Here is a 15,626-nt window from a genome sequence, read left to right on the forward strand (position 1 = left end):
TGTGCGGTGCGGGCGAACACGTCCGTGTTCCCGCACTGCTCACGCTAGGCCGGGGAAGGGCCGGACCGCTTCTCCGATCCTGACCGGTTGGCCCGACCGGACGCGGAACCCCGGGCGTCAGGTCGACTCGCGCTTGACCAGCTCCGTCGGCAGGATCACCGCCGCCGGATCCTCGCCCCCGATCTGGGCGAGCAGCACCCGGACCATCTCGCTGCTGATGCGGTCCCAGGGCTGGCGGATGGTGGTGAGCGCGGGGCTGGCCGCGGTCGCCGCGGGGGAGTCGTCGAAGCCGCCCACCGCGACGTCCTCGGGCACCCGCCGGCCCGCGCGGTGCAGCGCCGTCAGCACTCCCTGCGCCATCAGGTCGGACGCGACGAAGACCGCGTCCAGGTCCGGCGCCCGCTCCATCAGCCGCTCGGCGCCCGCCTCGCCGCTGGCCCGGCTGTAGTCGCCGGAGACGACGATCCGCTCGTCGTACGCGATGCCCGCCTCGGCGAGCACCTCCCGGTACCCGGCCAGCCGCTCCACACCGCCGGGGGTGTCCAGCGGCCCGGTGACCACGCCGACGCGCCGACGGCCCTGCGCCAGCAGATGGCGCACCATGTCCCGCGCGCCGTCACGGTCGTCCGCGGCCACATAGCTCACCTTGGAGCCGATCCCGATCGGCTTGCCGCACGCGACCAGCGGCACGCCCGCCTCGCGCAGCTCCGTCGCGATCGGGTCCCCGGAGTGACTGGAGACCAGCAGCACCCCGTCGACGTGCCCGGCGGTGATGTACCGGGTGATGCGCCGCCGTTCGTCCTCGGTCCCCGCCAGCATCAGCAGCAGGGGGACGTCGTGCGCGGCCAGCGCCTGCGTGCAACCGCGCAGCAGCACATTGAAGTTGGGGTCTTCGAAGAACCTTTCCTGAGGCTCCGTCAGCAGGAAGCCGACGGAGTCGGAACGGCCGGTGATCAGGGAGCGGGCGTGCCGGTTGACGACGTAACCCGTCCTGCGGATGGCGGCGTCGACCGCCTCCGCCGCGGCCGGGCTGACGTAGTGCCCGCCGTTGAGCACGCGCGAGACGGTGCCGCGCGAGACGCCCGCCTCCCGCGCCACGTCGTGGATGGTCGGCGGTTTGCGCCGGCCCCCGGCCGCACCCTTGTTCATGGTCATGACTTTACGGCTCCGGAGAGCAGATCCAGGCTCCAGAACCGCTGAACGACCAGGAACAGCGCCACGAGCGGAAGCACCGCGAGGAACGCACCGGTGATCACCAGCGTGTACAGCGCCGGGGTGTTGGCGCCCTGTTCGAGGAGGGTGAACAGCCCGAGCGTGATCGGGAACCGCTCGTCGTCGCTCAGCATGATGTACGGGAGCAGGAAGTTGTTCCACACCGCGACGAACTGGAACAGGAACACCGTGACCAGCCCCGGGATCATCATCGGCAGAGCGATGCGGGTGAAGATCCGCCACTCGCCCGCCCCGTCCATGCGGCCGGCCTCCACCACGTCGCCGGGCACGGCCGCGGCCGCGTAGATGCGCGCGAGGTAGACGCCGTAGGGGGAGAGGACCTGCGGCAGCAGCACCGACCAGTACGAGTCCGTGAGGTCGGCCTGGGCCAGCAGCAGGTACTGCGGGACGGCGAGAATGACCGGCGGCATCAGCACGCCCGCGAGCAGGACGTTGAACATCGTCTCGCGGCCGCGGAAGCGGTACGTCGCCAGCGCGTAGCCGCTGAACGCCGACACGCACGTCGACAGCAGCGCGCCCAGACCGGCGTAGAGGGCGGAGTTGCCCATCCACGTCCAGTAGACGCCGTCGCGGTAGGCGTTGAGGTCCCTGAGGTTGTCGGTGAAGCCCGAACCCGGCAGGAACGTGAACGTGGTGAACAGTTCCCGCCCCGACTTGGTGGACGCGATCACCACCCACGCCACCGGCAGCAGGCAGTAGAGCGCCCCCAGCAGCAGGGTGAGCGTGGGGACCAGCGCGATCCGGCGGCGCAGCGGCGGCCGGCTGCGGGCCGCGCTCGTGGCGCCGGCCGCCGCGGGGGCCTTGTGGACGGCGAGAGAACTCATCGCGCTGCCTCCTGCTTGTTGCGACGGTTCGCGCCCCGCAGGAATCCGAAGGACAGCACCAGCGTGGCGAACGCGATGATCACGGCCTCGGCGGCCGCCTGGTAGACGTCGCCCGTGCCGAACGCGTCCCGGTAGACCTTCATCAGCGGACTCCAGGTCGTGGACACGGAGTTGGTGAGGGGCTTGAGGGTGGTCGGCTCGCTGAACACCTGGAGCGTGGCGATGATCGAGAAGAAGAAGGTCAGCACCAGCGAGGGCGCCACCATCGGGATCTTGACCCGCAGCGCGATCTGCAGCGGGGTGGCCCCGTCCAGCTTCGCCGCCTCGTACACCTCGGCCGGGATGGCCTGCAGCGAGGTGTAGATGACGATCATGTTGAAGCCGGTGCCGCCCCACACCGCGATGTTCGACAGGGCGAGGTACAGCGGACCGCCGTCGAGCAGGTCCGGCTGCGGCAGGCCCAGCTTCTGCAGGACGTAGTAGAAGGGGCTGACGTCCGGCAGGTAGAGGAAGCCCCACAGCAGCGCCGCCACGACGCCCGGGATGGCGTACGGCAGGAAGATCGCGAGCCGGGCGAACGGGGCGAGCCGCACCTTGTCGGAGTCGAGCATCAGCGCGAACAGCAGCGCCAGCCCGAGCATCACCGGGACCACGATGCAGCCGTAGCCGAGGACGCGCAGAGCGCCGTGGAGCAGCTCGTCGTCGGTGAAGGCGTCGGTGTAGTTCTCGACGCCGGCCCAGACCTCCTTCCGCGCGCCCGAGCCCAGGCCGAGGCCGGAGACGTGCACCTTGTGGAAGCTGAGCCACACCGCGTAGCCGATGGGCAGTGCGAAGAACAGGGCGAAGAGGGCCGCGGCGGGGACGAGGAAGAGGTAGGGGGCGCTGCGCGCTCGTCTGAGGGCGGCGCCGGGGGACGGATGGGCGTACGGGGCCCCCTTGACCCCGTACGGCCCACGGCGGGGTGCGATGGTCACTCGGCGACCTCGAAGCCCTGCTTCTTGAGGTCGGCGACCGTGGTCGCCTGCATCTTCTCCAGGGCGGCGGAGAAGTCCGACTTGTTCTTGGCGGCGGCGCCGAAGGCGTCCTTGAAGGTCGTGTACGCAACGTTCACGTTCGGGCCCCAGGCCGAGGGCGCGGTCGTCTTGGCGATCTTGGCGGCCAGGGTGTAGAAGTCCGCCTGGTTCGAGAAATAGTCCGGCGGCGTGGTGAAGGCGCCGCTGAGCTGGGCGGAGGTGGAGGCCGGGTAGATGCCGCCCTCCTTGGCCAGCGCGTTGAGGGCTTCGCCGTCGGTGTTCAGCCAGGCGGCGAACTCGGCGGCGGCCTCCTTGTGCCGGGAGTCCGTCGTCACGGCGGTGGAGGAGCCGCCCCAGCTGCCGGTGACGTTCCCGCTGTTCGACCACTGGGGGAGCGGGGCCATGGCCCACTTGCCCTTGGCGTCGGGCGCGGCCGTGGTCAGGGTGCCCGGCGCCCACACGGCGGAGACCCAGGCGATCTGCTTGCCGGTGTCGAGCGCCTTGTTCCAGGCCGGGGTGTACATCGGCTGGTCGTCGACGGCGCCCTCCTTGACCAGGCCGCCCCAGAAGTCGGCGACCTTCTTGGTGGCCGCGTCGTCGATGCCGACCTTCCACTTGTCCCCGGAGGTGGTCCACCACTTGGCGCCGGCCTGCTGGGCGAGGCCCGCGAACAGCCCCGAGTCGTTGGCGGAGAAGGTGGTCAGGTCCTTGTCGGGGGCCTTCTTCTTCAGGGCGCGCGCGGTCTCGGCGAACTGCTCCCAGGTCGAGGGAACCGTCAGGCCGTACTGCTTGAAGAGGTCCGCGCGGTAGTAGAACATCATCGGGCCGATGTCCTGCGGCACCGCGTAGACGGCGTCGGTGCCCAGCGTCGTCTGCTGCCAGACGCCCTCGGCGAACTTGCTCTTCGCGTCCCCGACGTTCTTCGCTATGTCCGCCAGCGCGTCGTTGCTGACCAGCGTCGGCAGCGCCTGGTACTCGGCCTGGACCAGGTCGGGGGCCTTCCCGGCCTTGTGCGCGGTGAGGATCTTGGTGACGAGGGTGTCGCCCGAGGCCTGCTTCTTCACCGTGACGGTGATCCGGTCCTTCTTGCCCTGGCCCTTGTTCCACAGGTCCACGACCTTGTCCATGCCGGGCGTCCACGTCCAGTACGTGAGCGAGACCGGGCCGGACTCGGCGCCGCTGTCGTCGTCGGACGAGCCGCAGGCGGCCAGTGCGGTGGCGCCGAGGGTGACGGCGAGGGCGGAGGCCGCACCTCTGACAAGGAGCCGCCGACGCTTCGTGTTGGGCATGGATCTCTCCCCTGACCTGGGTTCCCGCCCGGTGCGGAAACCTGCCGTGCGAACGGCATGAGCGCGGGCCTCGATCGTCGCGAAGCCTCGTCCTGCCGTCTGTGAGCGTTCACAGTAGAGAAACATCCCGGACACTTGTCAATGGTTGTTGCTGTGCGGTTATGTTGGGCTCTGAACGCCGCCGCTGTGTGTGCACGTTCCCAAATGATCGACTAAATGGGAGACATTCATGCCGGAGACCAGCCCCAGGGGCCTCACCAGGCTCGCCTTCGGGGGGGACTACAACCCGGAGCAGTGGCCGGAAACCGTCTGGCGGGACGACGTCCGGCTGATGCGGGAGGCCGGCGTCACCATGGTGAGCGTCGGGATCTTCTCCTGGGCCCTTCTGGAGCCCGCGCCGGGCGAGTACGACTTCGGCTGGCTCGACCGCGTCCTCGGCCTGCTGCACGAGAACGGCATCCGCGTCGACCTGGGCACGCCCACGGTCGCCCCGCCCGTCTGGTTCTACCGCGACCACCCCGAGGCGCTGCCCGTCACCCCCGAGGGCGTGCGCTACGAGTTCGGCTCCCGCGGCGCGATCTGCCACAGCAACGCGGACTACCGGGCGGCCGCGTCCGGCATCACCACGCGCCTGGCCGAGCGGTACGCCGACCACCCGGCGCTCGCGATGTGGCACGTGCACAACGAGTACGGCGTGCCCGTCTCCGCCTGTTACTGCGACTCCTGCGCCGCCCACTTCCGCCGCTGGCTGGCGACGACGTACGGCACGGTCGACGCGGTCAACGAGGCCTGGGGGACCGCCTTCTGGGGCCAGCGCTACGCGAGCCTCGACGACGTCAACCCGCCGCGCGCCACCCCGACCGTCGGCAATCCGGGCCAGGCCCTGGACTACAAGCGGTTCGCCGACGCCACCATGCGCGAGAACTTCCGCGCGGAGCGGGACATCCTGCACCGCCTCACGCCCGGCGTCCCGGTGACGACCAACTTCATGACCGCCCTCAGCCAGTGCGACTCCGTCGACTACTGGGCCTGGGGCCGCGAGGTCGACATCGTCACCAACGACCACTACCTGATCACCGACGGCCGACGCACCCACGTCAACCTGGCGATGGCCGCCGACCTCACCCGTTCCGTCGCCGGCGGGGCCCCCTGGATCCTGCTGGAGCACTCCACCTCGGGCGTCAACTGGCAGCCGCGCAACCCCGCCAAGGCCCCCGGCCAGATGGCTCGCAACTCCCTGGCGCACGTGGCCCGCGGCTCCGAGGGCGCCATGTTCTTCCAGTGGCGGCAGTCCCGGCGCGGCGCCGAGAAGTTCCACTCGGCGATGGTCCCGCACGGCGGCTCCGACACCCGCGTGTGGCGCGAGGTCGTCGAACTCGGAGCCTCGCTCGACTCCCTCGCCGCCCTGCGCGGCACCCGCACCGAGGCCGACGTGGCGATCCTGTGGGACTGGCAGTCCTGGTGGGCGCAGAACCTCGCCTGGCGGCCCAGCGAGGACGCCGACCCGCGCGAGCGCGCCGACGCCTTCTACGAGGCCCTCTACGACCGCCACCTCACCGTGGACTTCGCCCGCCCCGAGTCCGACCTGTCGACGTACCCCCTGGTCGTGGCGCCCGCCCTCTATCTGATGACCGAGGCGGCCGGCGACAACCTCAAGGCCTACGTGGAGAACGGCGGCACCCTGGTGGTGTCCTACTTCTCGGGCATCGTCGACGAGCACGACGCCGTCCACGCTGGGGCCTACCCGGGCGCGCTGCGGGACGTGCTGGGCCTGACCGTCGAGGAGTTCTCCCCGCTGCTCCAGGGCGAGAGCGTGCGGCTGACCGGCCCCGACGGCTGCGAGCTCGGCGGCGACGTGTGGACGGAGTTCGTGGTGCCGCGCGGCGCCGAGACCGTCTGGACGTACGCCGACGGCCTCGCCGCCGGCCGCCCCGCCGTCACCCGGCACCGCCTCGGCGCGGGCACCGCCTGGTACGTCTCCACCCGGCTCGGCCGGGAAGGCCTCGACGCGGTGCTCGGCCGGGCCGCCGAGGACGCGGCGATCGCCCCGCGCGCCGACCTGCCGTACGACGTGGAGGTCGTGCGCCGCTCCGGCGCGTCGGGCAGCTACCTCTTCGCGATCAACCACACCGCCGCCGACGCCAAGGTGCCGCTGGAGTCCGCCGGCGCCGAACTGCTGACGGGCGAACGCGCCGCCGGCCGCCTCGCGGTCCCGGCGGGAGCCGTACGGGTCGTGCGACTCGACGGCTGAGCCGACTCCCCCTTCGCCCGTGGAGCCGCGAGCCGCGAGCGGAGGGGGCCCCTCACCCCACGAGGGAACCCCACCCCATCACGTCGAAGGGACGACGGACGACGATGTTCCATCCCAGACGCACTCTCAGGGCCCTCCTGCTGCCGCTGGCCGCCGGGCTCGCCCTCACCGCGCTGCCCGCGCCGGCCGCACAGGCGGCGGCCACCCTCGCCAACGGCGGCTTCGAGAGCGACGCGGCCGGCACCGCGACGCCGACCGGCTGGTCGACGTACTCGGCGGCCGGTCAGAACTCCGCCTCCTTCACCGAGGCCGGCGGCCACGGCGGGAGCTACCGCCTCTCGCACTACTCGGCCTCCGCCTACAAGGTCGAGACGTACCAGTACCTGTCCGGGCTCGCCGACGGCGCTTACACGCTCACCGCCTGGGTGCGCTCCGGCGGCGGCCAGAAGGCCGCGTACCTGGCCCTGAAGAACTGCGGCAGCGCGGAGCAGCGCACCGACCTGCCGGTGTCGTCCAGCAGTTGGGTGCGGATCGTCACGTCGGTCAACGTGACCGACAACCAGTGCACCATCAGCATCAACAGTGACGCGAACGCAGGCAACTGGATCAATGTTGACGACCTGACGTTCACCCCGGGCTCGACCGGGCTGTCCGTCAAGGGCGCCGACATCTCCTCCCTCGCCAAGAGCGAGGCCAAGGGCGGTGTCTACCGGACCGCCGCCGGCTCCACCGGCGACGCGGTCGCCATCCTGAAGAACGCCGGCATGAACTACGCGCGCCTGAAGGTGTGGGTGAACCCGGCCGACGGCTACAACGACAAGACGCACGTGCTGGCCATGGCCAAGCGGATCAAGGCCGCCGGCATGAAGCTGCTGGTCGACTTCCACTACTCCGACACCTGGGCCGACCCGGGCAAGCAGACCAAGCCCGCCGCCTGGTCCGGTCACTCGTACAGTCAGCTCAAGACGGACGTGTACCACCACACCTACGACGTCCTCGACGCTCTCAAGTCCCAGGGCACCACGGCGGACATGGTCCAGGTCGGCAACGAGATCAACGGCGGCATGCTGTGGTCGGAGGGCTCCACCGACAACTGGTCGCAGCTCGCCGGCCTCCTCAACTCCGGCTACAGCGCGGTGAAGGCCGTCTCCTCCGGCACCCGGGTCGCTCTGCATCTGGCGAACGCCGGCGACGACGCGACCGTGCGCTGGTGGTTCGACAGCGCCAAGACGTACGGCGTCCACTACGACCTGATCGGTCTGTCGTACTACGGCTACTGGCACGGCTCGGCGGCCGCCGCCCAGACCACCCTGGACGACGCGGCCTCCCGGTACGGCAAGCCGGTGTTCATCGCCGAGACGGCCTACCCCTTCCGTCTCGACAGCGACGACTCCCTCGTCAACCAGATCGACACCACCGGCGAGCTGGTCGCCGGCTACCCGGCGACCGCCGCGGGACAACTCGCCTGGATGAACACCGTCGCCAACCTCGTGGAGGCCGTCCCGAACGGCCGCGGCCTCGGCGTCTTCTCCTGGGAGGCGACCTGGACCGCCGTCGCCGGCAACGGCTGGGACCCGGCCGACGCCTCCTCCGGCAACGGCTGGGAGAACCAGGCCCTGTTCGGCTACGACGACAGGGCCCTGTCCTCCATGGCGTGGTTCCGTCACCGCTGACCACCGGCCCGAGTCGGCAGGGGCCCGTCCGCACCGCGCGGCCGGGCCCCTGTCCGTCTCCTGCGGCAGCACGCCGAACAGCGCGGCGCCGCCACCCCGTTGGATCCCGGCCAAGGCTCCCGGAGAGCGGGACACGGCGGCCCCGGCTGCGCGAGAGTGGAAGGGCGCGGTACGACGGAGCCCCGGGGCAGGGGCCGGAGGGGGGCCGAGGATGCTGAGGACTCCGGCGGGCGAGCGGCGACTGGACATCCTGGAGTGGCTGAAGGAGCCGACCCGGCACTTCCCGTCGCGGCGTCACGCCGACCCCGTCGAGGACGGCGTCCCCGCCGATGTCATCGCGACGAAGCTCGGCGTGCGCCGGCAGGTGGCCGACACCCACCTCGCGCTGCTCGCGGACCTCGGCCTGCTGCGCGCCAAGCGGATCGGACGACGCACCTACTACCGGCGCGACGAGATGCGCATCGCCGAGGTCGCGCGCATGTTCGACAAGGGGTGGTAGGCGACGTCGGGAAGGGAGGGGAAGGCCGCCGCCGCGCGGAAAGCCCCGGCAAAGGACCACGACCGCGCCGCGCCGGCGCTCCGTCCGCCTGCGAGGATGACCGCCTCCTCGCGGAAGGCGGACTCCATGGAGCGTCGGGCGGCTCTCGTCCCTCTCCGGTACATCTCGCTCCCCGGCCAGGGCCCCGAAGACGTCGTCGCCGACCCCGCCGGCCGCGTGCTGACCGGAGTGTCGGACGGACGGATCCTGCGCGTGGACGGCGTGGACGACCCCTCGACGGCCCGGGTCGAGCACGTCGGCGAGATCCACGGCCGCCCCCTCGGTCTCGAACTCCTCCCGGACGGCGACCTGTTGGTGTGCAGTGCCGACGGGGCACTGCTGCGCCTCGACCCGGACAGGGGCGCCGCGGGCGTCCGGGTCCTGGCCGAGTCGGCGGCGGGGGAGCGGCTGCGCTTCTGCAGCAACGTCGTCGCCCTGCCCGACGGCACGGTCTACTTCACCGTCTCCAGCCGGGTCCACCCGTTGCGGGACTGGATGGGCGACCTCGTGGAGCACACCGGCACGGGCCGCCTGCTGCGGCTCGAACCCGGCGCCCGCGAGGCCGAGGTCGTCCTGGAGGGACTGCAGTTCGCCAACGGCCTGGCGCGCGGCGCGGACGACTCCTTCCTGATCGTCGCCGAGACCGGCGCCCGCCGCCTCACCCGCTTCCCGCTCACCGGCCCACGGGCAGGCCGGGCCGAGCCCCTCGTCGAGCACCTCCCGGGGTTCCCCGACAACCTGTGGCGCGGCGCGCCCGGCGGCCCCGTCTGGGTGGCCCTGGCCGGGCCGCGCGTGCCCCCGCTCGACCTCCTGCACCGCGCCGGCCCCACCGTGCGCCGCCGCGCCGCCCGCCTGGCCGTCAAGGCGCCGTTCCGGCCCTTCGGCGCCACCGGTGTGCTCGCGATCGACGACGACGGCCGGACCGTGGTCCCGTACTCCCCGCTGCGTTCGAGCGGGGGGACGCCCGTGCCGACTCGGCGGCGCGCCGCATTCCGCATGGTCACCAGCGTCTGCGAGGCCCGCGGCCGACTGGTGCTGGGCAGCCTCCTGGAGCGGGGCATCGCGGTCTGCGAGACGCCCGTGACCACGTGAGACGGCGTTACGCTGGTGCCCGGCCGTGATCACCCCGAAGAGGAGGGGCGGTCCCGGACCGGGCGGGAGACAGACGACATGACAGTTCCGGAGACCGGGGGACTCCGTACCGGCGCCCCTCGCAGGACCACCGGGACGGGGCAGTTCCCGGTGGTCGCCGTCGTGGCGCTCGGCGGCGGCATCGGCGCGGCCGCCCGCTACGCGGCGTCGCTGTGGTGGCCCACGAGTACCGGCGGGTTCCCCTGGACCACGTTCTGGGTGAACGTCGTCGGCTGTGCCGTGATCGGCGTGTTCCTGGTGCTGATCACCGAGGCGGTGGCCGCCCACCGCCTGGTGCGCCCCTTCTTCGGCACCGGCGTGCTCGGCGGGTTCACGACCTTCTCGACGTACGCCGTCGACATCCGCGAGCTCAGCGGCGCGGGCCGTCCCGGCACGGCCCTGGCCTACCTCGCCGCGACCCTGTCGGCGGCCCTCTTCGCGGTGTGGGTCGCGGCCACGGCGACCCGCCGCGTTCTCCTGTGGAGGCAGCGATGACCAGGCTGACCGGCCGTGCCCTGCGGCTGACCGTCCTCATCGGCGAGAGCGACACCTGGCGCCGCAAGCCCCTGTACACGGAGATCGTGCACCGCGCCCACGCCGCCGGTCTCGCCGGCGCCAGCGTCTTCCGCGGCATCGAGGGCTTCGGCGCGTCCTCGCGCATCCACACCTCCCGGCTCCTCTCGCTCAGCGAGGACCTGCCGGTGGCGGTCGTCGTCGTGGACACCGAGGAACGGGTGCGGGCCTTCCTGCCCCAGCTCGACGAACTGGTCACGGAGGGGATCGTCACGCTCGATCCCTGCGAGGTGATCAGGTACGCGGGCGGCGCCGAGAACCCGGGCGATTCGGGCACGAAGGGTAAGAACTGGTTGTGAACTGGCTGGTGGTCGTCGTCGGCGGGATGATCGGCGCCCCGCTGCGGTACCTGACCGACCGCACGGTGCAGTCCCGGCACGACTCGGTCTTCCCCTGGGGCACCTTCGTCGTCAACGTCACCGGCTGCCTGCTCCTCGGCGCCCTGACCGGGTGCGCCGACGTCGCTCCCCACCTGCGGTTGTTCCTGGGGACCGGCCTGTGCGGGGCGCTCACGACGTACTCCACGTTCTCGTACGAGACACTGCGCCTGACCGAGACCGGCGCGGGCCTCTACGCCGCCGCCAACGCCGTCGCGAGCGTCGTGGCGGGGCTGGCGGCGGCGACCGCCGGGGTGGCGTTGGGCCAGTGGGTCTCGCCGTAAGAGAATCGGCCCTGTCCGCGGCCCGCTGCGGGCCTGGTAGGACTGTGTACGACACCGGACCGTCTACAACGCTGTCGACCGACACGTCTCCTCAGAACTGGATTCCATGACCGCCATCTCCGTCGGCCAAGCCGTCGTCCTCGGAGCCGTCGAGGGAGTGACCGAGTTCCTCCCCGTCTCCTCCACGGGCCATCTCAAGATCACCGAGGGCCTGATGAGCATCCCGGTCGACGACGACGCCGTCGTCGGGTTCTCGGCCGTCATCCAGGTCGGGGCGATCGCCGCCGTGCTCGTGTACTTCCGCAAGGACATCGCGCGGATCGTCTCGGCCTGGTTCCGGGGCCTGCGCAACCGCGAGGAGCGCGAGCACCACGACTACAAGTTCGCCTGGTGGGTGATCTACGCGACCATCCCGATCGTCGTCGTGGGCCTCGCCGCCAAGCCGCTCATCGAAGGGCCGCTGGCCTCGTTGTGGGTGGTCGCGGGCTCGCTGATCGTCGGCAGCGGGGTGATGTGGGCGGCCGACCAGATGGGCCGGCACAAGCGGGGCGAGGACGACACCTCGTTCAAGGACGCCATGCTGGTCGGCAGCTCGCAGATCCTCGCCCTGCTCTTCCCCGGCTTCTCCCGCTCCGGCGCCACCATGTCCACCGCGCTCATCCTCGACCTGGACCGGGTCGCAGCCACTCGGCTGTCGTTCTTCCTCGGCATCCCCGCCCTGACCGGTGCGGGAATCTACGAGCTGAAGGACGCCCTGGGCACCGGCGCGGGCGCCGCGCCCCTGGCCGTCGGCACGCTCGTCTCCTTCGTCGTCGCCTACGCGTCGATCGCCTGGCTGCTCAAGTACGTCGCCAAGCACTCGTTCAACGCGTTCGTCGTCTACCGCCTCGTCGTCGGTCTGGCGCTGTTCGGCCTGCTCGCCGCCGGAGTCCTCGACAGCTGACGGTTGGGACCCCTCAGGGGCGTGGAGCAGCCGTTCAGGCCTCCCGCCCCTGAATTCTTGTTTTCGGGCGTCTTGACAGCGGCCTCGGGTCACCCGGAGTATCACTCCCGTGAACCTGTCAGACAGCCAGACAGGTGGTCGGGCTCCGCGACGCGTCAGCGCCATGGAAGCGGTCCTCACCCACCTACGCGGCGCCATCGAGCGCGGCGAGTACGCCATCGGCGACAAGCTCCCCTCCGAGGCGGAGCTCTGCCGCACCCTCGAGGTGTCCCGGCCCGTCCTGCGGGAGGCCCTGCGGGCGCTGCAGACGATGGGACTGACCGTCGCCAAGACGGGCAAGGGCACCTTCGTGATCGCGAACACCGTCGAGGACCCCACCTTCGGCGACTACGCCGCAAGCGACCTGCTCGAAGTGCGCCGCCACGTCGAGATCCCGGTCGCCGGGTACGCGGCCCTGCGCCGAACCCCGGAGAACCTGGACCACCTCGCCCACCTGCTGGAGCGCATGGAGCGGGAGACGGACACCACCGCCTGGGTCGCGATGGACACCCTGTTCCACCTCGCCGTCGCCGAGGCCGCCCAGAACCCGGTCTTCCGCCGGGTCATCGAGGAGATCCGGGACGCACTGGCGCGTCAGTCGGCCTTCCTCAACGAGCTGGGCGGCCGGCGCGAGCAGTCCAACCGCGAGCACCGGGCCATCGTCGAGGCCCTGATCGACGGTTCGGAGCCCGACGCCGTGGAGGCCATGAGCCACCACCTCGACCGCGTCGAGACGACCCTCACCGACATCGTGCGCGCCCCGCGCGCCGACTCTCCCCAGGAAGGCGGACCCGAGGCGTGAGCGAACAGCACCTCAAAGACGAGACGCGCCCCTCGACCCGTCACGTCGACGCCGGAGACGCGGGCTACAGCAAGTCGCTGAAGTCCCGGCACGTCAACATGATCGCCATCGGCGGCGCCATCGGCACCGGCCTGTTCCTCGGCGCGGGCGGCCGGCTCGCCGACGCCGGCCCCTCCCTGTTCATCGCCTACGCGGTCTGCGGCGTCTTCGCCTTCCTGGTCGTCCGCGCCCTCGGCGAACTCGTCCTCTACCGCCCCTCCTCCGGCGCCTTCGTGTCCTACGCCCGCGAGTTCATGGGCGAGAAGGGCGCGTACACGGCCGGCTGGATGTACTTCCTGAACTGGGCCACCACCGGTGTCGCCGACATCACGGCGGTGGCCACCTACACCCACTACTGGGGCATGTTCTCCGACATCCCGCAGGGGGTGATCGCCCTGATCGCCCTGGCCGTGGTCCTCACCGTGAACCTCATCTCGGTGAAGATCTTCGGCGAACTGGAGTTCTGGTTCGCCATCGTCAAGGTCAGCGCGCTGGTGATCTTCATGTGCATCGGCATCTTCCTGCTGGTCACCCGGCACCCGGTCGACGGCGCCACCCCCGGCCCGTCCCTGATCACCGACAACGGCGGCGTCTTCCCCAACGGCCTGCTGCCCATGCTGCTGATCATCCAGGGCGTCGTCTTCGCCTACGCCTCGGTCGAGCTGGTCGGCGTCGCCGCCGGCGAGACCGAGAACCCGGAGAAGATCATGCCGAAGGCGATCAACTCGATCATGTGGCGCGTGGGCCTGTTCTACGTCGGGTCCGTGGTCCTGCTGTCGATGCTGCTGCCGTGGAACGCGTACACCTCCCACGAGAGCCCCTTCGTGACGGTCCTGTCCAAGGTCGGCATCCCGGCGGCGGGCGGAGTGATGAACCTCGTCGTCCTCACCGCGGCCATGTCCTCGCTCAACTCCGGCCTGTACTCCACCGGCCGCATCCTGCGCTCCATGGCGATGTCCGGTGCCGCCCCGAAGTTCACCTCGGTGATGAGCCGCAGCCAGGTCCCGTACGGCGGCATCCTGCTCACCAGCGGCATCTGCGTCCTGGGCGTCGGCCTGAACTTCGTCGTCCCGGCGGACGCCTTCGAGATCGTCCTGAACTTCGCGGCGCTCGGCATCCTCTCCACCTGGGGCATGATCATGATCTGTCACCTCCTCTTCTGGCAGAAGACCCAGAAGGGCGAGCTGACCCGCCCGGGCTACCGTCTCCCGGGCTCCCCCTGGACCGAACTCGTGACGCTGGTCTTCCTCGTCTCCGTCCTGGTCCTCATGTACGCCGACGGCGGCGCCGGACGCACCACCGTGCTCTGTCTGCCGCTCATCGGCGCCGCGCTCGTGGTGGGCTGGTACGCCGTCCGCCGCAACCACGCGCGCACCTCGTCCCAGGCCGACGCGTGACCCCGACGCCGGCCCACGCCCACCCACAAGCGATCAGGCAGTGATGTACAGCAGTTCCCTCGCCGAGGCCCCCACGATCCGCGAACCCCTCCACGCACCCGTCGCCCACCTCGTCCGCGACGGGGTGACGGAGGGCATCCACTACGGCTCCGTCGTCGTCCTCGGCGCAGGCGGCGAGATCGAGCTCCAGCTCGGCGACGTCGAGGCCGCCTTCTATCCGCGCTCGGCCCTCAAGCCCGTGCAAGCCGTCGCCATGGTCCGGGCCGGGCTGCCGCTCGACGGCGAGCTGCTCTCGCTCACCGCCGCCAGCCACTCCGGTGAGGAACGCCACCTCGCCGGGACCCGGCGCATCCTGGAGCTGGCCGGCGTCGGCGAGGACGCCCTGCGCAACGTCGAGGACATGCCCTACGACCCGGCGGTCCGCGACGCGTGGATCCGCGAGGGCCGAGCGCCCTCCCGCCTGGCCCAGAACTGCTCCGGCAAGCACGCCGCCATGCTGTACACCTGCGCGCTCAACGGCTGGTCCCTCGACGGCTACCTCGACCCGGCGCACCCGCTCCAGCAGGCGATCGCCGAGATCGTCGAGGATCTCACCGGGCAGCGGATCGCCCGGGTCACCGTCGACGGATGCGGCGCCCCGCTGTTCTCCGTCTCCCTGCACGGCCTCGCCCGGGCCGCCGCCCGCATCACCACGGCGGCGCCCGGCACCCCGGAGGCACGGGTGGCCGACGCCATGCGCGAGCACGCGGAGATGGCCTCCGGCTCCGGCCGGGACGTGGCCGCCCTGATGCGCGCCGTGCCGGGCCTGCTCACCAAGGACGGCTTCGAGGGCGTGCAGGTCGCCGCCCTCCCGGACGGCCGGTCCGTCGCCGTCAAGATCTCCGACGGCGCGAACCGGGCCCGCGTGCCGGTCACCGCCGCCGCCCTGACCCGGGCCGGCGTCGACCCCGCCCGGCTCACCGCGTTCGCGGGCGAGCCGCTGCTCGGCGGCGGCGTACCGGTCGGCCGCGTCCGCCCGGTACGCGCACTGGACCCCGTCGCCGTACGGGCCTGCGCCTGACGCCCGCGCGGCACGAGGCGGGCCGCGCCCGACCCCTCCGGACGCGCCGACGCCGTCCGGACGTCGAGCGCCCGCTCGGCCGGGCGGTCCTCGCGCCGCTCGGCCGGGGCGGCGACGCGACGCCCGCGCGGGCGAGGCCGGGCTGCCCGCCCCCAAAGTC

At 71.5% G+C, this 15,626-nt stretch carries 15 protein-coding genes; 11 read left to right on the plus strand and 4 right to left on the minus strand.

Features of this window, described 5'->3' with window-relative positions:
• Window positions 1-117: 117 nt before the first annotated feature.
• Genes ACFVYK_RS22820 through ACFVYK_RS22835 form a run of 4 tightly spaced genes read right to left on the minus strand, consistent with a single transcriptional unit; the run spans window position 118 to window position 4,359 of the window.
• Window positions 118-1,149 carry a LacI family DNA-binding transcriptional regulator gene (locus ACFVYK_RS22820; RefSeq protein ID WP_389776895.1) on the minus strand — a complete coding sequence of 344 codons (1,032 nt, stop codon included), beginning with the start codon at window positions 1,147-1,149 and terminating at the stop codon, window positions 118-120.
• Window positions 1,150-1,151: 2 nt separating this feature from the next.
• Window positions 1,152-2,057, minus strand: coding sequence for a carbohydrate ABC transporter permease (locus ACFVYK_RS22825; protein WP_389776897.1), 906 nt, complete (start codon window positions 2,055-2,057; stop codon window positions 1,152-1,154).
• The gene (locus ACFVYK_RS22830; protein WP_389776900.1) at window positions 2,054-3,031 is read right to left on the minus strand and encodes a carbohydrate ABC transporter permease; all 978 of its coding nucleotides are present in this window, start codon (window positions 3,029-3,031) and stop codon (window positions 2,054-2,056) included. Before ACFVYK_RS22830 ends, ACFVYK_RS22825 begins: the two co-directional genes overlap by 4 nt.
• Complete coding sequence (locus tag ACFVYK_RS22835; protein WP_389776903.1) at window positions 3,028-4,359, minus strand: ABC transporter substrate-binding protein; 1,332 nt, start codon at window positions 4,357-4,359, stop codon at window positions 3,028-3,030. Before ACFVYK_RS22835 ends, ACFVYK_RS22830 begins: the two co-directional genes overlap by 4 nt.
• 229 nt (window positions 4,360-4,588) lie before the next feature.
• On the opposite strand from ACFVYK_RS22835, the gene ACFVYK_RS22840 reads away from it, so the two are divergent.
• The 11 genes from ACFVYK_RS22840 to ACFVYK_RS22890 all read left to right on the plus strand — a co-directional run bounded on the left by ACFVYK_RS22840 (window position 4,589) and on the right by ACFVYK_RS22890 (window position 15,466).
• Window positions 4,589-6,610, plus strand: coding sequence for a beta-galactosidase (locus ACFVYK_RS22840; protein ID WP_389776905.1), 2,022 nt, complete (start codon window positions 4,589-4,591; stop codon window positions 6,608-6,610).
• A 104-nt stretch (window positions 6,611-6,714) separates the two neighbouring features.
• On the plus strand, window positions 6,715-8,283 hold the full coding sequence (locus ACFVYK_RS22845) for an arabinogalactan endo-beta-1,4-galactanase (protein WP_389776907.1): 1,569 nt from the start codon (window positions 6,715-6,717) through the stop codon (window positions 8,281-8,283).
• A 211-nt stretch (window positions 8,284-8,494) separates the two neighbouring features.
• Window positions 8,495-8,782, plus strand: a complete 288-nt coding sequence (locus ACFVYK_RS22850; protein WP_389776910.1) for an ArsR family transcriptional regulator — start codon at window positions 8,495-8,497, stop codon at window positions 8,780-8,782.
• A gap of 126 nt (window positions 8,783-8,908) precedes the next feature.
• Window positions 8,909-9,913, plus strand: coding sequence for an SMP-30/gluconolactonase/LRE family protein (locus ACFVYK_RS22855; protein WP_389776913.1), 1,005 nt, complete (start codon window positions 8,909-8,911; stop codon window positions 9,911-9,913).
• A gap of 78 nt (window positions 9,914-9,991) precedes the next feature.
• Window positions 9,992-10,447 carry a fluoride efflux transporter CrcB gene (gene crcB, locus ACFVYK_RS22860; RefSeq protein WP_389776916.1) on the plus strand — a complete coding sequence of 152 codons (456 nt, stop codon included), beginning with the start codon at window positions 9,992-9,994 and terminating at the stop codon, window positions 10,445-10,447.
• Complete coding sequence (locus ACFVYK_RS22865) at window positions 10,444-10,824, plus strand: DUF190 domain-containing protein (protein WP_389776919.1); 381 nt, start codon at window positions 10,444-10,446, stop codon at window positions 10,822-10,824. The genes crcB (ACFVYK_RS22860) and ACFVYK_RS22865 overlap by 4 nt, the downstream gene beginning before the upstream one ends.
• Entirely contained in the window at window positions 10,821-11,186 is a 366-nt protein-coding gene (crcB, locus tag ACFVYK_RS22870; protein WP_389776922.1) for a fluoride efflux transporter CrcB, read from the plus strand. Before ACFVYK_RS22865 ends, crcB (ACFVYK_RS22870) begins: the two co-directional genes overlap by 4 nt.
• A gap of 106 nt (window positions 11,187-11,292) precedes the next feature.
• The gene (locus ACFVYK_RS22875; protein WP_389776925.1) at window positions 11,293-12,129 is read left to right on the plus strand and encodes an undecaprenyl-diphosphate phosphatase; all 837 of its coding nucleotides are present in this window, start codon (window positions 11,293-11,295) and stop codon (window positions 12,127-12,129) included.
• A 163-nt stretch (window positions 12,130-12,292) separates the two neighbouring features.
• The gene (locus ACFVYK_RS22880) at window positions 12,293-12,970 is read left to right on the plus strand and encodes a FadR/GntR family transcriptional regulator (RefSeq protein ID WP_389776928.1); all 678 of its coding nucleotides are present in this window, start codon (window positions 12,293-12,295) and stop codon (window positions 12,968-12,970) included.
• On the plus strand, window positions 12,967-14,406 hold the full coding sequence (locus ACFVYK_RS22885; RefSeq protein ID WP_389776930.1) for an amino acid permease: 1,440 nt from the start codon (window positions 12,967-12,969) through the stop codon (window positions 14,404-14,406). Before ACFVYK_RS22880 ends, ACFVYK_RS22885 begins: the two co-directional genes overlap by 4 nt.
• Before the next feature lie 43 nt (window positions 14,407-14,449).
• Window positions 14,450-15,466 carry an asparaginase gene (locus ACFVYK_RS22890; protein ID WP_389776933.1) on the plus strand — a complete coding sequence of 339 codons (1,017 nt, stop codon included), beginning with the start codon at window positions 14,450-14,452 and terminating at the stop codon, window positions 15,464-15,466.
• Window positions 15,467-15,626: the final 160 nt, after the last annotated feature.

The organism is Streptomyces sp. NPDC058291 (genome assembly GCF_042880855.1).
In the GTDB taxonomy this organism is placed as follows: domain Bacteria; phylum Actinomycetota; class Actinomycetes; order Streptomycetales; family Streptomycetaceae; genus Streptomyces.